Below are 16,523 nucleotides of genomic sequence, written 5' to 3'. Positions count from 1 at the left end.
TTTCGAGAAAATGTTTTACAGGCCTGATAGGGGGACACTGCATGAAAAAACGGCTCAAAATACCCTGGCCCGAGCAGTGGAGAAGGCAGACTCGCCTGCCCGCCAGCGGCAATAATCTCATTTACACGCCCAAGGACTTCATCATCTCCTTTACCCTGTATATTGTCACGGTCATCGCCTGTATGCTGCTGCGCTGCCTGGACGAGACCGAGGACACCAGCTATGTGGCCATGCTGTTTTTGACGGATGTGTTCTTTACGGCGGTGCTTACAGATGGATATTTATTCAGCATTCTCTGTGCGGTTTTGGGCGTATTCAGTGTGGACTACATCTTCACCGAGCCCTACTGGCACATCAGCTTCACTCTGGCGGGCTTTCCCCTGACCTTTCTGGTGATGATGACCATTTCCATCCTGGCTGGCGCCTTGGCCAGCCGTGCCAAGCAGATGGAGGCCACCCAGCGGCAGATGATCCGGGAGAAAATGCGCGGAAACCTTCTGCGGGGCATGGGCCACGACATCCGCACCCCCCTTACGGGTATCATAGGGGCCACGGACGTACTTTTGAAGCAGGACGAGACCCTCACGCCACAGCAGCGCCGGGAGCTGCTGCAGTCCATAAACGAGGAGGCCAAGTGGCTCATGCGGGTGTCGGAAAACCTTCTCTCCATCACCCGTATCGACGGCGAGAACGCCGGCGTGAAAAAGACCCCGGAGCTGGTGGAGGAGATCATCGAGGGTGCGGTGAGTAAGTTCCTTCGGCACTATCAGGGCATTGCCGTGCAGGTGCATTTGCCGGAGGAGCCCATGCTGGTGCCCATGGACCCGCTGCTGATGCAGCAGGTGCTGTTTAATCTCATGGAAAACGCTGCCCGCCACGGGGAGACCGTGAAGCAGATCGACATTTTCCTCTATCAAAAGGAGGATAAGGCGATCCTGGAGGTGGCGGATGACGGCGTGGGCATCGCCCACAGCCGCCTGGAGCATCTCTTTGACGGAACGCTCCACCCGGAGGAGGGCCGCGAGGACGCCCGCCGGGACATGGGCATCGGCCTTTCCGTCTGCCGCACCATCGTGGTGGCCCACGGCGGCAGCATCACCGCAAGTAATCAAAAAAATGGGGGGGCTCTGTTTCGCATCGCCCTGCCTATGGAAAAGGAGGAAACACATGAAAATTAAGGACAAGGTGCTCATTGTAGAGGATGAGCAGAGCATCAGCAATTTCATCTCCATGATTCTGCAGGCCAGCGATTTCGACACCATCGTTGTGCGCACCGGCGAGGAGGCCCTGACCATGATCTCCTCCCACTGCCCGGATCTGATCGTGCTGGACCTGGGTCTGCCGGATATGGACGGCATGGAGGTCCTCAAGTCCGTGCGCAAGTGGTCCAATCTTCCTGTGGTGGTGGTTTCTGCCCGGAACCATGAGCATGATAAGGTGGAGGCTCTGGACTACGGCGCCGATGATTACCTGGTCAAGCCCTTCGGCACCTCCGAGCTGCTGGCCCGCATCCGCACGGCCATTCGCCATACCCGCACGGCCCTGCCCAATAGCGGCATCGCCCAGTCCGGCAAGTTTACAACCGGCGAGCTTACCATCGATTACGATAAGCACCAGGTGCTGCTCCGGGGCGAGAACGCCAAGCTCACCGTCAACGAGTATAAGATCGTCGCCCTCCTGGGCAAGTACGCCGGAAAGGTGCTGACCTATGACTTCATCATCCGGGAGCTCTGGGGGCCCAAGGCCAAGACCGATAACCAGATCCTCCGGGTGAACATGGCCAATATCCGCCGTAAGATCGAGAAAAATCCCGGCCAGCCGGAGTACATATTCACCGAGGTGGGCGTGGGGTACCGTATGCGCGAGGACGACTAAAACTCCTGTCAAAAATTCCTTCGGAATTTTTCGACAAAAGGCTTGCAGCCTGCTGCGCGCATAATTTTTGCGCGGAGCGCAAAAATTCCACACTTGCAGTCTGAGAGGTATTTTTCCCCACGCACATGTCGCGGTGAAAAATGATCCCAATTTTTTGCCGCCTGCGGGCGGCAAACTCTGCGAGGCTTTTTAGAGCTCATATATTGCCAAAAACGAAGGAAAATTCTTTCCGAATTCACAATAAGGCTAAAGGACAGCGGGAAACCGCTGTCCTTTTTTTACACCGACCCTCAGGCATGGAAAGGCTCTGCTGCGCATAAAATAAGCACAGAAATCGTGATATGTTTCACAAAAAGAACTTTTGCAGGAGGGAGGTTTCGTTAAAATAGTGTCAATGCGTAAGCGTCCGATAAAGAAAACCGGAAGTCGCGCAAAGAGAGCGTTAAGGACAAGCGAAATCTATTTACATAGGAAAAGGGAAATGTTAAGGTGCAAATAGACCTCTTGGGAGAGAGGACAAACAATAATAAAGGAGAGAAAACTATGGAAGAAAGAAAAGGCTTTGGATCCAATTTTGGATTCCTGATGGCCGCCGTTGGTTCGGCAGTCGGCCTGGGTAACATCTGGGGTTTCCCCAATAAGATGGGTGCAAACGGCGGATTTACCTTCCTCGTTATTTATCTGATCCTGGCGGCCTGCTGCGGCATCATCGTCATGGTGGGCGAGCTGGCTCTGGGCCGTAAGACGGGCCGTGGCGCCGTGGGTGCGTACCGGGTCCTGTCCAAGAAGTTCAAGTGGCTGGGCTGGCTGGGCATTCTGTCCGCCTTCCTGATCCTGTTCTTCTACTGCGCCCTGGGCGGCTACTGCATCAAGTATGTGGTGCTGAATGTGGGCGATCTGTTCGGCGCCGGCTTCGGCTCCAACGGCCTGAACGGCGCGGAAGTGTTTGGCGCCTTCATGGGTAATCAAATGGAGGCCGTGATCTACGGTCTGATCTTCGTCCTGCTGACCATGATCATCGTCATGGGCGGTATCGGCGGCGGTATCGAGAAGGTCTGCTCCGTGGGTATGCCCGCTCTGTTCGTCATCCTCCTCATCTGCATCGTCCGCGCCTGCACCCTGCCCGGCGCTGTGGACGGCCTGAAGTATATGTTCGTTCCCGGCTGGGCTCTGGAAAACGGTGTTATTAAGGAAGCCCCCGATTTCCTCACCGTTCTGTCCACGGCCGGCGGCCAGATGTTCTTCTCTCTGTCCCTGGGCATGGGCGCCATGATCACCTACGGCTCCTATCTGCATAAAAAGGAAAACATCGAAAAGAACGCCCTGCTCATCGTGATCATGGATACTCTGGTGGCCCTGATGGCAGGTCTCTGCGTTATCCCTGGTCGTTTCGCCCTGGACCCCACCGGCTCCCTGGGCGGCCCGTCCCTGCTGTTTGTGACCATGCAGAATGTGTTCCACAAAATGCCCCTGGGCGCTCTGTTCGGCATCCTGTTCTATCTGCTGGTGGTGTTTGCCGCCATCTCCTCCTCCATCTCTCTGCTGGAGGTCATCGTGGCCCACTTCTGCGATAAGGCCCGTGACGCCGGCAAGGGCGACAAGCGCAAGACCTATTCCCTCATCGCTGCCGTATTCGTTGGCCTGGGCTGCATCCTCATCTGCCTGGATTCTCTGGGCGGCGCCGGCATCTCCCCCTTCAACATTCTGGGCATCGAAAAGGATGTCAACGGCAACCTGCCCATGTGGTGTGACTGCTGGCTGGACTTCTTCGACTGCATCTCCGAGGGTATCCTCATGCCGCTGGGCGCGCTGCTCATGTGCCTGTGTATCGGCTGGGAGCTGGGCCCCAAGATGGTGGACGACGAGTGCTGCCTGGAGGGTCAGAGCTTCAAGATGAAGGGCTTCTTCAACATCTGCGTCAAGTTCATCACCCCCCTGTGCATGCTGCTGGTGCTGTACGGCCAGATCAGAGAGTTCTTCTTCTAAACCGACTTACATATAATATAGATGGTGTCTCGCCGCGCCGCAAGCGCACAAGACCCATACCTGAAACGCCGGGGCCATCCCCGGCGTTTTTCTGTGCGCAGATAAGAATACATAAACATCTCCGCCCGGGCTTGCACAAATTTCCTTGTCATCCGTAGGGGCGGACGCCTCTGTCCGCCCGCCGATGCTGTACCGCACCTCTTGTAAAAGGTGTCATTGCGAGGGCGCACCGCGCCCGTGGCAATCCGAATCCCCCGTCCCCTCGGCCCCCTTGCCTAAAGGAGGCTGGCACGGCAAAGCCGTGACTGGGGGATTCCTCACCTCACCGCGCCTCTTGTAACCCCTCCGTAGGGGCGACCCTTGCGGTCGCCCGCGGGCGGGGCAGAGCCCCTCCCCTATGCACCCCATGATACGATTCCGTAGGGGCCGATGCCTACATCGGCCCGCCGTACCAGCCACCAAGCTGTCCGTAGGGGCGGGGTTCTCTTGCCCACCGTCGCGCCAACTGATTCCCGGCCGACCTCCGTATTCTCAATATCGGAAGAAAATTTCTGCCTATAATCCCTCTTTTTTCAAAAATTTTTTGTGAGAAAAGAAAAAAAGTTTGTACACAATTTGTTAAAAAAATGGAATCGTCTGACAAGAACTTGACAATATGGCGATTAAAGAATAATATAGGCTTACCAAAACTTGAGGAGGTAAATCACTCACTATGGAAAAGAAAAGCACTAAAATAGCGTATTTTATTGCGCTGGCGGTCGTGATTGTCGCTCTGGTCATCGCAAAAGTGACCAACGACGGTTCCGGCTTCGTGGCCACCGGTTGGGCCCTGTTCCCCCCCGTGGTCGCTATCGCCCTGGCCCTGATCAGTAAGGAAGTGTATTCCTCTCTGTTCCTGGGCTGCCTGGTGGGCGCTCTGCTGCTGGCTGACTTCAGCCCCTGGCAGACCGTCGTAAACTTCATCGGCGCCGGTGAGGGTGTTGGCATGATCAACGCCATCGACATCTCCATCCTGATCTTCCTGGTCATCCTGGGCATCATGGTGGACCTGATGAACAAGGCCGGCGGCTCCGCAGCCTTTGGCCGCTGGGCATCCAAGTCCGTGAAGACCCGTTCCGGCGCACAGCTGATGACCATGCTCCTGGGCGTGCTGATCTTCATCGATGACTACTTCAACTGCCTGACCGTAGGCGCTGTTATGCGTCCCGTTACCGAGAGCCACAAGATCTCCCGGGCGAAGCTGGCTTACGTCATCGACGCTACCGCCGCTCCCGTGTGTATGCTGGCTCCCGTGTCCTCCTGGGCCGCTGCCGTGGCCTCCTATGTGCCCGATGGCTTCCCCGGCTCCCGTATCAGCATGTTCCTGAGCCAGATCCCCTTCAACTATTACTGCATCCTGACCCTGGTGATGGTCATTGTCACCTCCGTGCTGAACATCGACTACGGCCCCATGCTGAAGCATGAGTACAACGCTCAGGTCAAGGACGATCTGTTCACCACTCCCGAGCGTCCCTTCGCCGGTGCCGACGATTATGAGGAAGGTGACAAGCACTCCTCCGTTCTGGACCTGCTGCTCCCCGTTATCGTTCTGATCGCCCTGTGCATCGTCGGCCTGATCTGGACCGGTGGCATGTGGGATGCCGAGAGCGACAACTACCACAACTTCGTCATGTCCTTCTCCGATGCCACCGCCGGTACCGGCCTGTGCCTGGGCTCCATCGTGGCCATCGTTGTGACCTTCATTTACTACTGGCTCCGCGGCCTCATCTCCTTCAATAAGTCCATGGAGTCCATCCCCAACGGCTTCATTCAGATGATCTCCCCCATCCTGATCCTCTGCTTCGCCTGGACCCTGTGCGGCCTGTGCCGTGACAACGGTCTGCAGGTGGGTGCCTTCGTGGAGGGCGTCATGGCTAACACCGGCAGCCTTGCCAAGTTCCTGCCTGCGGTTATCTTCATCGTGGCCTGCTTCATCGGCTTCGCCACCGGTACCTCCTGGGGCACCATCGGCATCATGGTTCCCCTGGTCTGTGCCGTGTTCGATTGGAATAGCCAGATCACCCTGCTGTCCATCGGCCTGGCAGCTTCCTGCGCCGGCGGCGTGTGCGGCGACCACCTGTCCCCCATCTCCGATACCACCATCATGGCCTCTGCCGGTGCCCACTGCTTCCACCTGAACCATGTGGCAACGCAGATCCCCTACGGTGTGACCGTGGCTGCCGTTTCCTTCGTCAGCTTCATCATCGCTGGCCTGCTGCAGAATGTTGTGATCTGCATGATTATCGCTATCGTCCTGATGATCGCTACTCTGCTGGTGATTCGTGTTGTTGTTGGTAAGAAGCACGCAGGTATCTTTGCCGAGATGGCTGCCGCCGATAAGGCCCTGTACAACAAGTAAGATACAGCCTACTTACAACAAAAAAGAGACGCCTCCGGGCGTCTCTTTTTTTGCGGTATTGCGTAACAAGGAGTGCGTAGGGGAGGGGCTTTGCCCCTCCCGTGGGCGGGGTAGAACCCCGCCCCTACAACACATTTTCGTAGGGGCGGACGCCTCTGTCCGCCCGCCCCACTGCACTTCATGTAACCCTCCGTAGGGGTGACCCTTGCGGCCGCCCGCCTGTCTTGCACTGCACCCCTTATAACGCTTTCGTAGGGGTGACCCTTGCGGTCGCCCCACCCGGTCACGCACCACGCCTCTTATCGCTCCGTAGGGGCGGACGCCTCTGTCCGCCCGCCCTACCGCACTACTTGCAACCTCTCCGTAGGGCAGGATGCCCTCACCCCGCCGTACGCCTGCGCCGCACCTCTTATAACCCGCCCACCCTACCGCACTTCATGTAACCCTCCGTAGGGGCCGATGCCTACATCGGCCCGCCCATCGGCACTTCTTGTAACGCTTCCGTAGGGGCGGGGTTCTACCCCGCCCGCGGGAGGGGCAGAGCCCCTCCCCTACGCACCCCATGATACGCTTCCGTAGGGGCCGATGATCCTGTTGCGGTGCCCAAAATTTCTGCGCTGCCTTGCGGCGAACGCTTAAAATTTTGACCGCGGCCACTCGCTCACTTCGCTTCCTCTGCCACTGGCAGCGCTCAGTTCGCTCCCCACATCGGCCCGCCAATGGCACCCCTTGCAGCGGTGTCATTGCGAGGGCGCAAAGCGCCCGTGGCAATCCGTCCTCCCGTCCCCTTGGCCCCTTGCCTAAAGGGGGCTGGCACGGCGAAGCCGTGACTGGGGGATTATTTCCCCACACTCCTTGCGGACTTTCATAGGGGCGACCCTTGCGGCCACCCGGCGTACACGCACCTTATAATAATATAGAAGGAAAAAATTGCCTCTGAGATTGCCTCGCCCAAACAATCCGTTAACAGCATCTTGATACGATATGCAAACTCGTATAACGAAATAACGATAACACCGGTTTGGAGAACGCAGGAGTAATTTTCCTGTAACGAAAGAAATGCCCGCTTAATAACCGTTAAGAAAAAAATATAAATTAACAAAAAAAGTATAAAGAACCCGTTAATACACTGGCTTTAACCGCAAAAAATATATAAAAGCGACAGAAATTTGACGATTTGAGCAAAAAGGGGATTCATAATTTGTTCAAAATTAAGAGATAAAGGTGAAAACGAAATATTGACAATTCAGCCAATTCAGGGTAGGATAAAAGAACCAAAACTTGAGGAGGTAAATCACACACTATGGAAAAGAAAAGTACCAAAATAGCGTATTTTATTGCGCTGGCGGTCGTGGTCATCGCCCTGGTCATCGCTAAGGTGGCCAACGATGGTTCCGGCTTCGTGGCCACCGGTTGGGCCCTGTTCCCCCCCGTGGTCGCTATCGCCCTGGCCCTGATCAGCAAGGAAGTGTATTCGTCCCTGTTCCTGGGCTGCCTGGTGGGCGCTCTGCTGCTGGCTGACTTCAGCCCCTGGCAGACCGTCGTAAACTTCATCGGTGCCGGCGAGAGTGTCGGCATGATCAACGCCATCGACATCTCCATCCTGATCTTCCTGGTCATCCTGGGTATCATGGTGGACCTGATGAACAAGGCCGGCGGCTCCGCAGCCTTTGGCCGCTGGGCTACCAAGTCCGTTAAGACCCGCTCCGGCGCGCAGATGATGACCATGCTCCTGGGTGTGCTGATCTTCATCGACGACTACTTCAACTGCCTGACCGTGGGTGCCGTGATGCGTCCCGTCACCGAGAGCCATCACATCTCCCGGGCTAAGCTGGCCTACATCATCGATGCTACCGCCGCTCCCGTCTGCATGCTGGCTCCCGTGTCCTCCTGGGCCGCCGCCGTTGCCTCCTATGTGCCCGATGGTTTCCCCGGCTCCCGTATCAGCATGTTCCTGAGCCAGATCCCCTTCAACTATTACTGCATCCTGACCCTGGTGATGGTCATTGTCACCTCTCTGCTGAACATCGACTACGGTCCCATGCTCAAGCATGAGTACAATGCCCAGGTCAAGAACGACCTGTTCACCACCCCCGAGCGTCCCTTCGCCGGTGCCGACGATTATGAGGAAGGTGCCAAGCACTCCTCCGTTCTGGACCTGTTGCTCCCCGTTATCATTCTGATTGCTCTGTGTATCGTCGGCCTGATTTGGACCGGTGGTATGTGGGATGCCGAGAGCGACAACTACCACAACTTCATTATGTCCTTCTCCGACGCTGCCGCCGGTAACGGCCTGTGCCTGGGCTCCATCGTGGCCCTGGTGTTCACCTTCATTTATTACTGGCTGCGCGGCCTGATTAAGTTTGAGAAGTCCATGGAGTCCATCCCCAACGGCTTCATTCAGATGATCTCCCCCATCCTGATCCTCTGCTTCGCCTGGACCCTGTGCGGCCTGTGCCGTGACGACGGTCTGCAGGTGGGTACCTTCGTGGAGGGCGTCATGGCGAACACCGGCAGCCTTGCCAAGTTCCTGCCCTGCGTCATCTTCATCGTGGCCTGCTTCATCGGCTTCGCCACCGGTACCTCCTGGGGCACCATCGGCATCATGGTCCCGCTGGTCTGCGCCGTGTTCGATTGGAATAGCCAGATCACCCTGCTGTCCATCGGCCTGGCAGCTTCCTGCGCCGGCGGCGTGTGCGGCGACCACCTGTCCCCCATCTCCGATACCACCATCATGGCTTCTGCCGGTGCCCACTGCTTCCACCTGAACCATGTGTCCACCCAGATTCCCTACGGCGTGACCGTGGCTGCCGTTTCCTTCGTCAGCTTCCTCATCGCCGGTCTGGTGCAGAATGTTGTGATCTGCATGATTATCGCTATCGTCCTGATGATCGCCACTCTGCTGGTCATCAAGGCTGTGGTGTCCAAGAAGCACGCCGGTATCTTCGCCGAAATGGCCGAGGCCAACAAGGCCATGGCCGGCAAGTAAGATACAGCCTACATACGACAGAAAAGAGACGCCTCCGGGCGTCTCTTTTTTTACTGGCAGAAAATTCCTACGGAATTTTCTGCCAAAGGGGTTTGCAGTCTGCTGCGCGCATAATTTTGTCGCAAGCGACAAAATTCCACACTGGCAGCCTGAGAGGTATTTTTCCCCACGCACATGTCGCGGTGAAAAATGATTTGAATTTTTTTGCCGCCTGCGGGCGGCAAACTCTGCGAGGCTTTTGCGGGTGTATATAGTGTATATGCGTATGTATGCGTATACGGCATGCCACGACCAACCACGCCTCTTATCGTTTCGTAGGGGCGGACGCCTCTGTCCGCCCGCCCCACCGCACTTTCTGTGTAACCCTGTCACTGCCACAGCCGGTGCGCACACTGGCTGTGGCAATTCGCATCCCTGCCGCACCAACGAAAAAAGGCGGTACGCTTTCGCGTACCGCCCTCTGCCGTTTCATCTCAGAACATCTTTTTCACATATTGGTCGTACTTGCTCTTGTTCATAACGCTTTGGTAGGTGTTCTTAAAGCGGGAGACGGTGAGACTGTTGAACTCCAAAATGCGCCGATATTTCAGCACACCGGCGATGGCGGCAATGCCGCAGCTAAAGAACCCATAGGGCGCGGTCCGGGCGGCCACGGCCACCAACGCGCCAACCAAGATTACCGAAATGACCACGCCTGCGATCTGCTTTTTCGGCTGGAGCAGACGCCGATCCGCCTCCGTGATGACACCCTCCTCCACCATGGTCTTGGCCAGCCGAGCCTGCACGGTAAAGGTGGAGATGGCATTCAGCACACAGGGTGCTGCCACAAAGAAGGTGAACAGGGCCAGGGCCGCCTGCACGATAAAAATGGAAATACTACTTTCGTTCAATGGACTATCCTCCTAATAAAATTTTGCAAACAATATATTTGCGAAAGGGTGATGCTGTCATGCGCCGTTAAAAACCACCGCTATGTCCGTCCGGCCGGTGGCGTAGAGCATATGGCTGTAGCTCAGGTCAAAGGACACCACATCCCCCACCCGCAGGGCCCGGGGGCAATCCTCCACATCCAAAATACAGTGGTCCGAGGAGCCGCCTATGACCGTCATACCCGGCTCCCGGCAGAGAAGGGTCTCCACCTGCCCCACATCCGCTCGGCCAAAGGCCGCCAGGGCTCGCAGTCGCATACCCCGATCCACAAAGGTGGGGCGGTTGCCAAAGGCGTCTATGACCGTCTCTCCCACAGGATGGGTGGGCTTTTTCCGCAGCTCGATGATCTCCGCCTCCAGGCGCATGGTGCCCCGGAGCAGGTAATCCATGTCGCTGATGCCCCAATCCACCTGCAGGTCCTTGGCCAGTAAGGCCGTCTCGCCGATGCGCAGATGGTTGATGCCCTGGGGCATAGTACCCCAGTGGACCAGGGTGTAGCTGCTGGTGGCGCCGCCGGAGACGATCTCCAGCTGTCGGCCGATCCGTGCCTCCACGGCCCGGGCAATGTCCACCAGCTGCCCCATATTCTCCGGCGTAGGCTTCACCGCGCCGTAGCAGCCCAGGTTTACCCCCACACCGGCCAGGTGCAGGTGGTCAAGCCCCTGCTCCACATGGCAGCAGACCTCCACCATCTCCGTCTTATCCCAAAAGCCTTCCCGCAGATCCCCCAGATCAGCCATAATGATCACCCGATGGGTGACGCCCTGCTCGGCGCAGACGCTGTTCAGCGCATCCAGGGTGGTGGCATCGCTCTGCAGGGAGTAGCCCGCCAGCCGAGCCACCTCCGGCAGCTCCGAAAGCCCCGGCACCCGCAGCAGCATATACGGCCCCGGGATACCCTCCCGACGCCACAGCTCCATCTGCTCCAGGCGGCTGGTGGCAAGCTGCGCTGCGCCGCAGCTGCGGTACAGCCGGGCAATCTCCGGCAGTCCGCCTGCCCCCTTTATCACACCGGCCACGGCTATGCCCCGGGCCTCACAGTGCTTGACGATTTGGGTGCAGTTGTTGCGCAGCTTGTCCCGATCTATTACAATGCGGGGAAATTTTCTATCCATGATCCTACCTCGATCTTTCACAGATAAAGACAGTATACCATATTCTCCGGGGAATTGCCATTATTTTTTTGGCTGTGCGCCCCCTGAAATGCGAAAAAACCTTGTCCAATTCACAAAGCACGAGGTGATAAATTTTTCTTTTTTAGAAAAAATGACAAAATGTGAAAAACCCGGTTGACAGATGCGCCCTCCGGGTGTACTATGCCAACAACAAAAAACAGACGAAAGGAGAAAGCAGTATGAAGCAGTTTGGCCGCAGCATGATGATGATGCAGATGTGCATGCCCATGTGCATGTGCATGTTTTCTTGCGCGCAAAACAGCCATCTGCTTTCCCAAAACGCCTGAGCGGTCATTAGGGCCGCGGGTATCGCTTACCACAGCGGGAAGTCATTTGGCTTCCCGCTGTATTATTTTTGGCAAAGGAGGATGACCCCATGAAAAAGCTCTACCGTCTCTTCGCCACGGGTCACCGAATGTGTCCTCCGGGCACGATTCGATAAAAGCAAGTGTAACCGAGGCAATAGCCCCATTTCCCATAAAATCCGACATCATTATATTATTAAAAAGGAGAATAAAACCATGAAAAAGACTACCAAGCTCACCGCTCTGGTCCTGGCCCTTGTGCTGACCCTGGCCCTGGCCCTCACCGGCTGCGGCAAGAAGACCACCACCATTCAGATCGCCGTTCCCAACGACACGACCAACGAGGCCCGTGCCCTCCTTCTGCTGGAGCAGCAGGGCATCATCAAGCTGAAGGACGGCGCCGGCATCACTGCCACCAAGAACGACATCGTGGAAAATCCCCACAATGTGGAGATCGTAGAGGCTGAGGCCGCCCAGCTGCCCAATGTGAAGCAGGATGTGGACTACGCCGTTATCAACTCCAACTACGCCATCAACGCCGGCCTCAATCCCCTGAAGGATGCTCTGGCCATCGAGGGCTCCTCCTCCGCCTACGGCAACATCCTCTGCGTCAAGGAAGGCAATGAGAACCTGCCCAAGATCCTGGCCCTGAAGGCTGCTCTGGAGAGCAAGCAGGTGGCTGACTTCATCACCGAGAAGTATGCCGGCTCCGTGGTCAGCACCGTTACCAACCCCACCGACGGCTATGATTCCTCCCTTGACTACGCTGCACTGAACGGCACCACCATCACCATCGCTGCCTCCCCCACCCCCCACGCCGAGATCCTGGAGGTTGCCAAGACCATCCTGGCCGCTAAGGGCATCACCTTGGATATCCAGAGCTACAATGACTATGTTGTGCCCAACACCGTGGTAGACGACGGCACCGTGGACGCCAACTACTTCCAGCACCTGCCCTACCTGGAGGACTTCAATAAGGAGCAGGGCACCCACATCGTGTCCATCGCCACCATCCATGTGGAGCCCATGGGCCTCTACGGCGGCAAGCAGACCTCTCTGGACGCCCTGACCAAGTAATTTTGAAACGAGGGAAACAAACATGATCGAGCTCAAGCATATATGCAAAACATTTGACTCCGGTGGGGGAGAAGTGGAAGCGCTGAAGGATGTTTCCCTCACGATAGAAAAGGGCGAAATTTACGGCATCATCGGCATGAGCGGCGCCGGCAAAAGCACCCTGGTTCGGTGCATGAACCTGCTGGAGCGGCCCACCTCCGGGGAGATTTGGGTGGACGGTCAGGAGCTGGAGCAGATGTCCGCCAAGGACCTGCGCCGGGCTCGCCGGGAGATCACCATGATCTTCCAGCACTTCAACCTCCTCATGCAGCGCACCTGCCTGCGCAATGTGTGCTTCCCCATGGAGCTGAGCGGCATGAAGAAGGCCGATGCGGAAAAGCGCGCCCGGGAGCTTCTGGACCTGGTAGGCCTGCCGGATAAGGCCAATGCTTACCCGGCCCAGCTCTCCGGCGGCCAGCAGCAGCGCATCGCCATCGCCCGGGCTCTTGCCACCAATCCCAAGGTGCTGCTGTGCGATGAAGCCACCAGCGCCCTGGACCCCAACACCACCCACCAGATTCTCCAGCTGATCCGGGAGCTGAACCGGGAGCTGGGCATCACCGTGGTCATCATCACCCACCAGATGAGCGTGGTGAAGGAAATTTGCGATAAGGTCGCCATCCTGGACGGCGGCGAGGTGGCCGAGGAGGGCCTGGTGTCGGCGGTGTTTGCCGCCCCCAAGTCCGCAGCCGGCCGCCGGCTGGTGTTCCCCGGCGGGGCCGACGCCCTGGTGTCCGATCCCGCCTCGGAGCGCCGTGTGCGCCTCATTTTCCGTGATAGCCAGACCACCGGTATTCCCTTGGTTGCCCGGCTGGCGGCGGAGGAGAGCATCTACTGCAATGTCATCTCCGCCAGCACCCAAAAGCTGTCCCGGGAGGTCTACGGCAGTATGCTCCTGGGCATCCCCAGCGCCCACTTTGACCGGGCCGTGGACTTCATTAAGGCCTATCCCAATATTCAGGTAGAGGAGGTGGAGCACCATGTACAGTGATTTGTTTTCCCCGTCGTCCCTGGCGGATCTGCAGGCGGTCCTGCCGCAGATACCCTTTGCTATTTGGGAAACGCTCTATGTGACCCTGCTCTCCACCCTCCTGGCCACTGTTATCGGCCTGCCTTTGGGCGTGCTGCTGGTGGTGGGAGAAAAGGGCGGCGTGCTGCCCCTGCCTAAGGGCGTTCTCCATGTGCTGAATGTGCTCATCAATCTGCTGCGGTCTGTGCCGTTTCTGATTTTGATGATCATGGTGTTTCCTCTGTCCCGGCTTATCATCGGCACCGCCGTGGGCACAGCGGCCACCATTGTGCCTTTGGTGGTAGCGGCCTTCCCGTTTATCGCCAGATTGGTGGAGGGCAGTCTCCGGGAGGTGGACCCCAATATCATCGAGGCCGCCCAGAGCATGGGCGCCACCCCCCTGCAGATCATCTGCCGGGTGATGATTCCCGAGAGCGTCCCCAGCCTGCTGCAAAATGTGACCATCGCCCTGACCACCATTCTGGGCTACTCGGCCATGAGCGGCATCATCGGCGGCGGCGGCCTGGGCAAGATCGCCATCGACTACGGCTATTACCGCTATAAGTACCTGGTGATGCTGGTGGCGGTGATCCTGCTGGTGCTGCTGGTGCAGGTGCTGCAAACCATCGGCACGAAGCTGGCTATCCGCTGCGACAAGCGCCTAAAAAAATAACGCGGAAAGAAAAATAACCGAAAAACCACGGGCCGTCCTTTCGATGCCCCGTGGTTTTTTCCGTACCGACGCCTTTTTTTATCATTGTCAGGAGAGTATAGGGTGTAAAAACACCGTACAGATTGCCCCATCATCGGCGGAACGGCTTGCATTTCTCTACGCTATCCTCTATAATGGCGTTAAAAATAAAAGGAGGTCGATCAATTTTATGGAAGCCGGAGACAGTTGCCCTGCCCCTGACCGAAACAACGCCATTTTGTTCAAATACAGATGTTAGGCACGACCCGTGCGGAACGGTTTCCGCTTGGGCTGTGTTTTTTGCTATTTTGAAGAATTTGAAAGATATAATGGATATAGAAAGGTCAAAATAAATGTTAGGATTGATTATTTTACAGCTGGTACTGATCGCACTGAATGCCGTTTTTGCATCTGCGGAGCTGGCGGTACTCTCTATAAACGAAACAAAACTGGAACGAATGGCGGACGGGGGAGATAAACGGGCCGGGCGCTTATACAAGCTGACCCGTGAGCCAGCCCGGTTCCTTGCAACCATTCAGGTGGCCATTACCCTGTCCGGCTTCCTGGGCTCTGCATTTGCCGCCGACAATTTTTCCGACCCGCTGGTGGACTGGCTGCTGGGCCTGGGCGTGAACATTCCCAGGGCAACCCTGGACTCTATCGCCGTTGTGGTCATCACGCTGATCCTGTCCTACTTTACCCTGGTGTTTGGCGAGCTGGTTCCCAAGCGAATTGCGCTGAAGAGGGCGGAGGCCCTTGGCCTGCGTATCTCCGGGCTGGTCAACGGCATTTCCGTTGTGTTCCGTCCCATCGTGTGGCTCCTGTCCGTGTCCACCAATAGCATTTTGCGGCTGCTGGGCATTGACCCCAACGAAGTGGAGGAGTCGGTCAACGAGGAGGAGATTCTCCTGATGGTAGATGCCGGCAGCGAAAAGGGTGCTATTGACGAGGAGGAAAAGACATTTATTCGGAATATCTTCGCATTTGACGATCTGACCGCCGAGGAGATTGCGGTCCATCGCACGGATGTCGCTATTCTTTGGCTGGAGGACCCCATGGAGGAGTGGGCCCGGGTCATCCATGACAGCCGCTATACCCTCTATCCCGTGTGCCGGGACTCCACCGACAATATCATCGGCATTCTCAATGCCAAGGACTATTTCCGGCTGGATGACAAGAGCCGGGAGAATGTCATGCAGCGTGCCGTGAAGCCGCCCTTCTTTGTGCCGGAAACCATCAAGGCGGATGTGCTGTTCCGGAAGATGAAGAAAACCCGCAATGCCATGGCCGTTGTGCTGGACGAGCATGGCGGCTTAGAGGGGATTATCACCCTGAATGATTTGGTGCAGCGGTTGGTAGGCGACCTGGGGGAGGATACCGCGGAAGAGGGCGCCGCCGAACCCCATGTGGAACGGTTGGATGAGAACACCTGGGCCATCGTTGGCAATGTGGAGCTCCACGACATCGAGCAGGCATTGGATGTGGAGATAGGCAGGGAGGAGGTAGACACCTTCACCGGCCTTGTCTTTGGCGAGCTTGACATGATCCCCCATGACGGGGAGCAAAGCATAGAACTGGACTTCAAGGGATTGCATATACATATCAAAGAAGTCAAGGAGCATCAGATCTCCTATGCCACGGTAACGAAGCTGTCAGTGCCGGATGACAGGGCAGAAAAGGCACAATAAAAATTCTTCGGAGCCATATAGGCCGCACACGAGCATCGGTTTGCGGCCAAAAAGCGGTGAATTTTGCTTGCACTTTGGTGCAGTTTGTGGCAAAATCGGAGACAAGAAGGTGACATAAAGGGGGACATAAAATGGACCTATATCGCGATCCGGACACCATGGACCCGGAGGAGCTACGGGCGTATCTCTCGGACATCCGTCAGGAGCTGGAGGCCATGGATGAGGATGAGCCGGAGGATGAGACCAGCGAGGAATTTGTGGACTGGGCCGAGGAGCATGAAGTCCTGGAGGATCTGGTGGATGAAATCATAGACCGCCTGGAAGCTCTGGGCGAGGCGCTGGAGTGAGACAATAAAAAATA

The 16,523-nt window shown here is 56.9% G+C and carries 12 protein-coding genes; 10 read left to right on the top strand and 2 right to left on the bottom strand.

All coding sequences use genetic code 11. The features are described from left to right. Nucleotides 1–41 precede the first annotated feature (41 nt). From KI236_RS07780 to KI236_RS07760, 5 genes are all read left to right on the top strand, one after another. Nucleotides 42–1,178 carry a sensor histidine kinase gene (locus tag KI236_RS07780; protein ID WP_212820867.1) on the top strand — a complete coding sequence of 379 codons (1,137 nt, stop codon included), beginning with the start codon at nucleotides 42–44 and terminating at the stop codon, nucleotides 1,176–1,178. Beyond that, nucleotides 1,168–1,875 (top strand): response regulator transcription factor, encoded by a 708-nt coding sequence (locus KI236_RS07775; protein ID WP_212820865.1) that lies wholly within the window; start codon nucleotides 1,168–1,170, stop codon nucleotides 1,873–1,875. Before KI236_RS07780 ends, KI236_RS07775 begins: the two co-directional genes overlap by 11 nt. 543 nt (nucleotides 1,876–2,418) lie before the next feature. Next, nucleotides 2,419–3,861: a sodium-dependent transporter gene (locus KI236_RS07770; protein WP_212820863.1), complete on the top strand. Its 1,443-nt coding sequence runs from the start codon at nucleotides 2,419–2,421 to the stop codon at nucleotides 3,859–3,861. Between the two features lie 712 nt (nucleotides 3,862–4,573). Beyond that, nucleotides 4,574–6,259 (top strand): Na+/H+ antiporter NhaC family protein, encoded by a 1,686-nt coding sequence (locus KI236_RS07765; protein WP_212820861.1) that lies wholly within the window; start codon nucleotides 4,574–4,576, stop codon nucleotides 6,257–6,259. A gap of 1,303 nt (nucleotides 6,260–7,562) precedes the next feature. Beyond that, on the top strand, nucleotides 7,563–9,248 hold the full coding sequence (locus tag KI236_RS07760) for a Na+/H+ antiporter NhaC family protein (RefSeq protein ID WP_212820859.1): 1,686 nt from the start codon (nucleotides 7,563–7,565) through the stop codon (nucleotides 9,246–9,248). Nucleotides 9,249–9,721: 473 nt separating this feature from the next. Here KI236_RS07760 and KI236_RS07755 read toward each other — a convergent pair whose 3' ends face one another. After that, nucleotides 9,722–10,138 (bottom strand): hypothetical protein, encoded by a 417-nt coding sequence (locus tag KI236_RS07755; RefSeq protein ID WP_212820857.1) that lies wholly within the window; start codon nucleotides 10,136–10,138, stop codon nucleotides 9,722–9,724. Between the two features lie 57 nt (nucleotides 10,139–10,195). Next, on the bottom strand, nucleotides 10,196–11,293 hold the full coding sequence (locus KI236_RS07750) for an alanine racemase (protein WP_212820855.1): 1,098 nt from the start codon (nucleotides 11,291–11,293) through the stop codon (nucleotides 10,196–10,198). Nucleotides 11,294–11,874: 581 nt separating this feature from the next. Between KI236_RS07750 and KI236_RS07745 the strand changes: the two genes are divergently transcribed. From KI236_RS07745 to KI236_RS07725, 5 genes are all read left to right on the top strand, one after another. Beyond that, the gene (locus KI236_RS07745) at nucleotides 11,875–12,735 is read left to right on the top strand and encodes a MetQ/NlpA family ABC transporter substrate-binding protein (RefSeq protein ID WP_212820853.1); all 861 of its coding nucleotides are present in this window, start codon (nucleotides 11,875–11,877) and stop codon (nucleotides 12,733–12,735) included. A gap of 22 nt (nucleotides 12,736–12,757) precedes the next feature. Next, on the top strand, nucleotides 12,758–13,765 hold the full coding sequence (locus KI236_RS07740) for a methionine ABC transporter ATP-binding protein (RefSeq protein WP_212820851.1): 1,008 nt from the start codon (nucleotides 12,758–12,760) through the stop codon (nucleotides 13,763–13,765). Then, nucleotides 13,755–14,456 carry a methionine ABC transporter permease gene (locus KI236_RS07735; protein WP_212820849.1) on the top strand — a complete coding sequence of 234 codons (702 nt, stop codon included), beginning with the start codon at nucleotides 13,755–13,757 and terminating at the stop codon, nucleotides 14,454–14,456. Before KI236_RS07740 ends, KI236_RS07735 begins: the two co-directional genes overlap by 11 nt. Before the next feature lie 371 nt (nucleotides 14,457–14,827). Then, entirely contained in the window at nucleotides 14,828–16,162 is a 1,335-nt protein-coding gene (locus tag KI236_RS07730; protein ID WP_212820848.1) for a hemolysin family protein, read from the top strand. A gap of 131 nt (nucleotides 16,163–16,293) precedes the next feature. After that, nucleotides 16,294–16,509, top strand: coding sequence for a hypothetical protein (locus KI236_RS07725; RefSeq protein WP_212820845.1), 216 nt, complete (start codon nucleotides 16,294–16,296; stop codon nucleotides 16,507–16,509). Nucleotides 16,510–16,523 lie beyond the last annotated feature (14 nt).

It is taken from the genome of Vescimonas fastidiosa, from assembly GCF_018326305.1.
In the GTDB taxonomy this organism is placed as follows: Bacteria; Bacillota; Clostridia; order Oscillospirales; family Oscillospiraceae; genus Vescimonas; species Vescimonas fastidiosa.
This window is presented reverse-complemented; position numbering and strand designations above follow the sequence as displayed.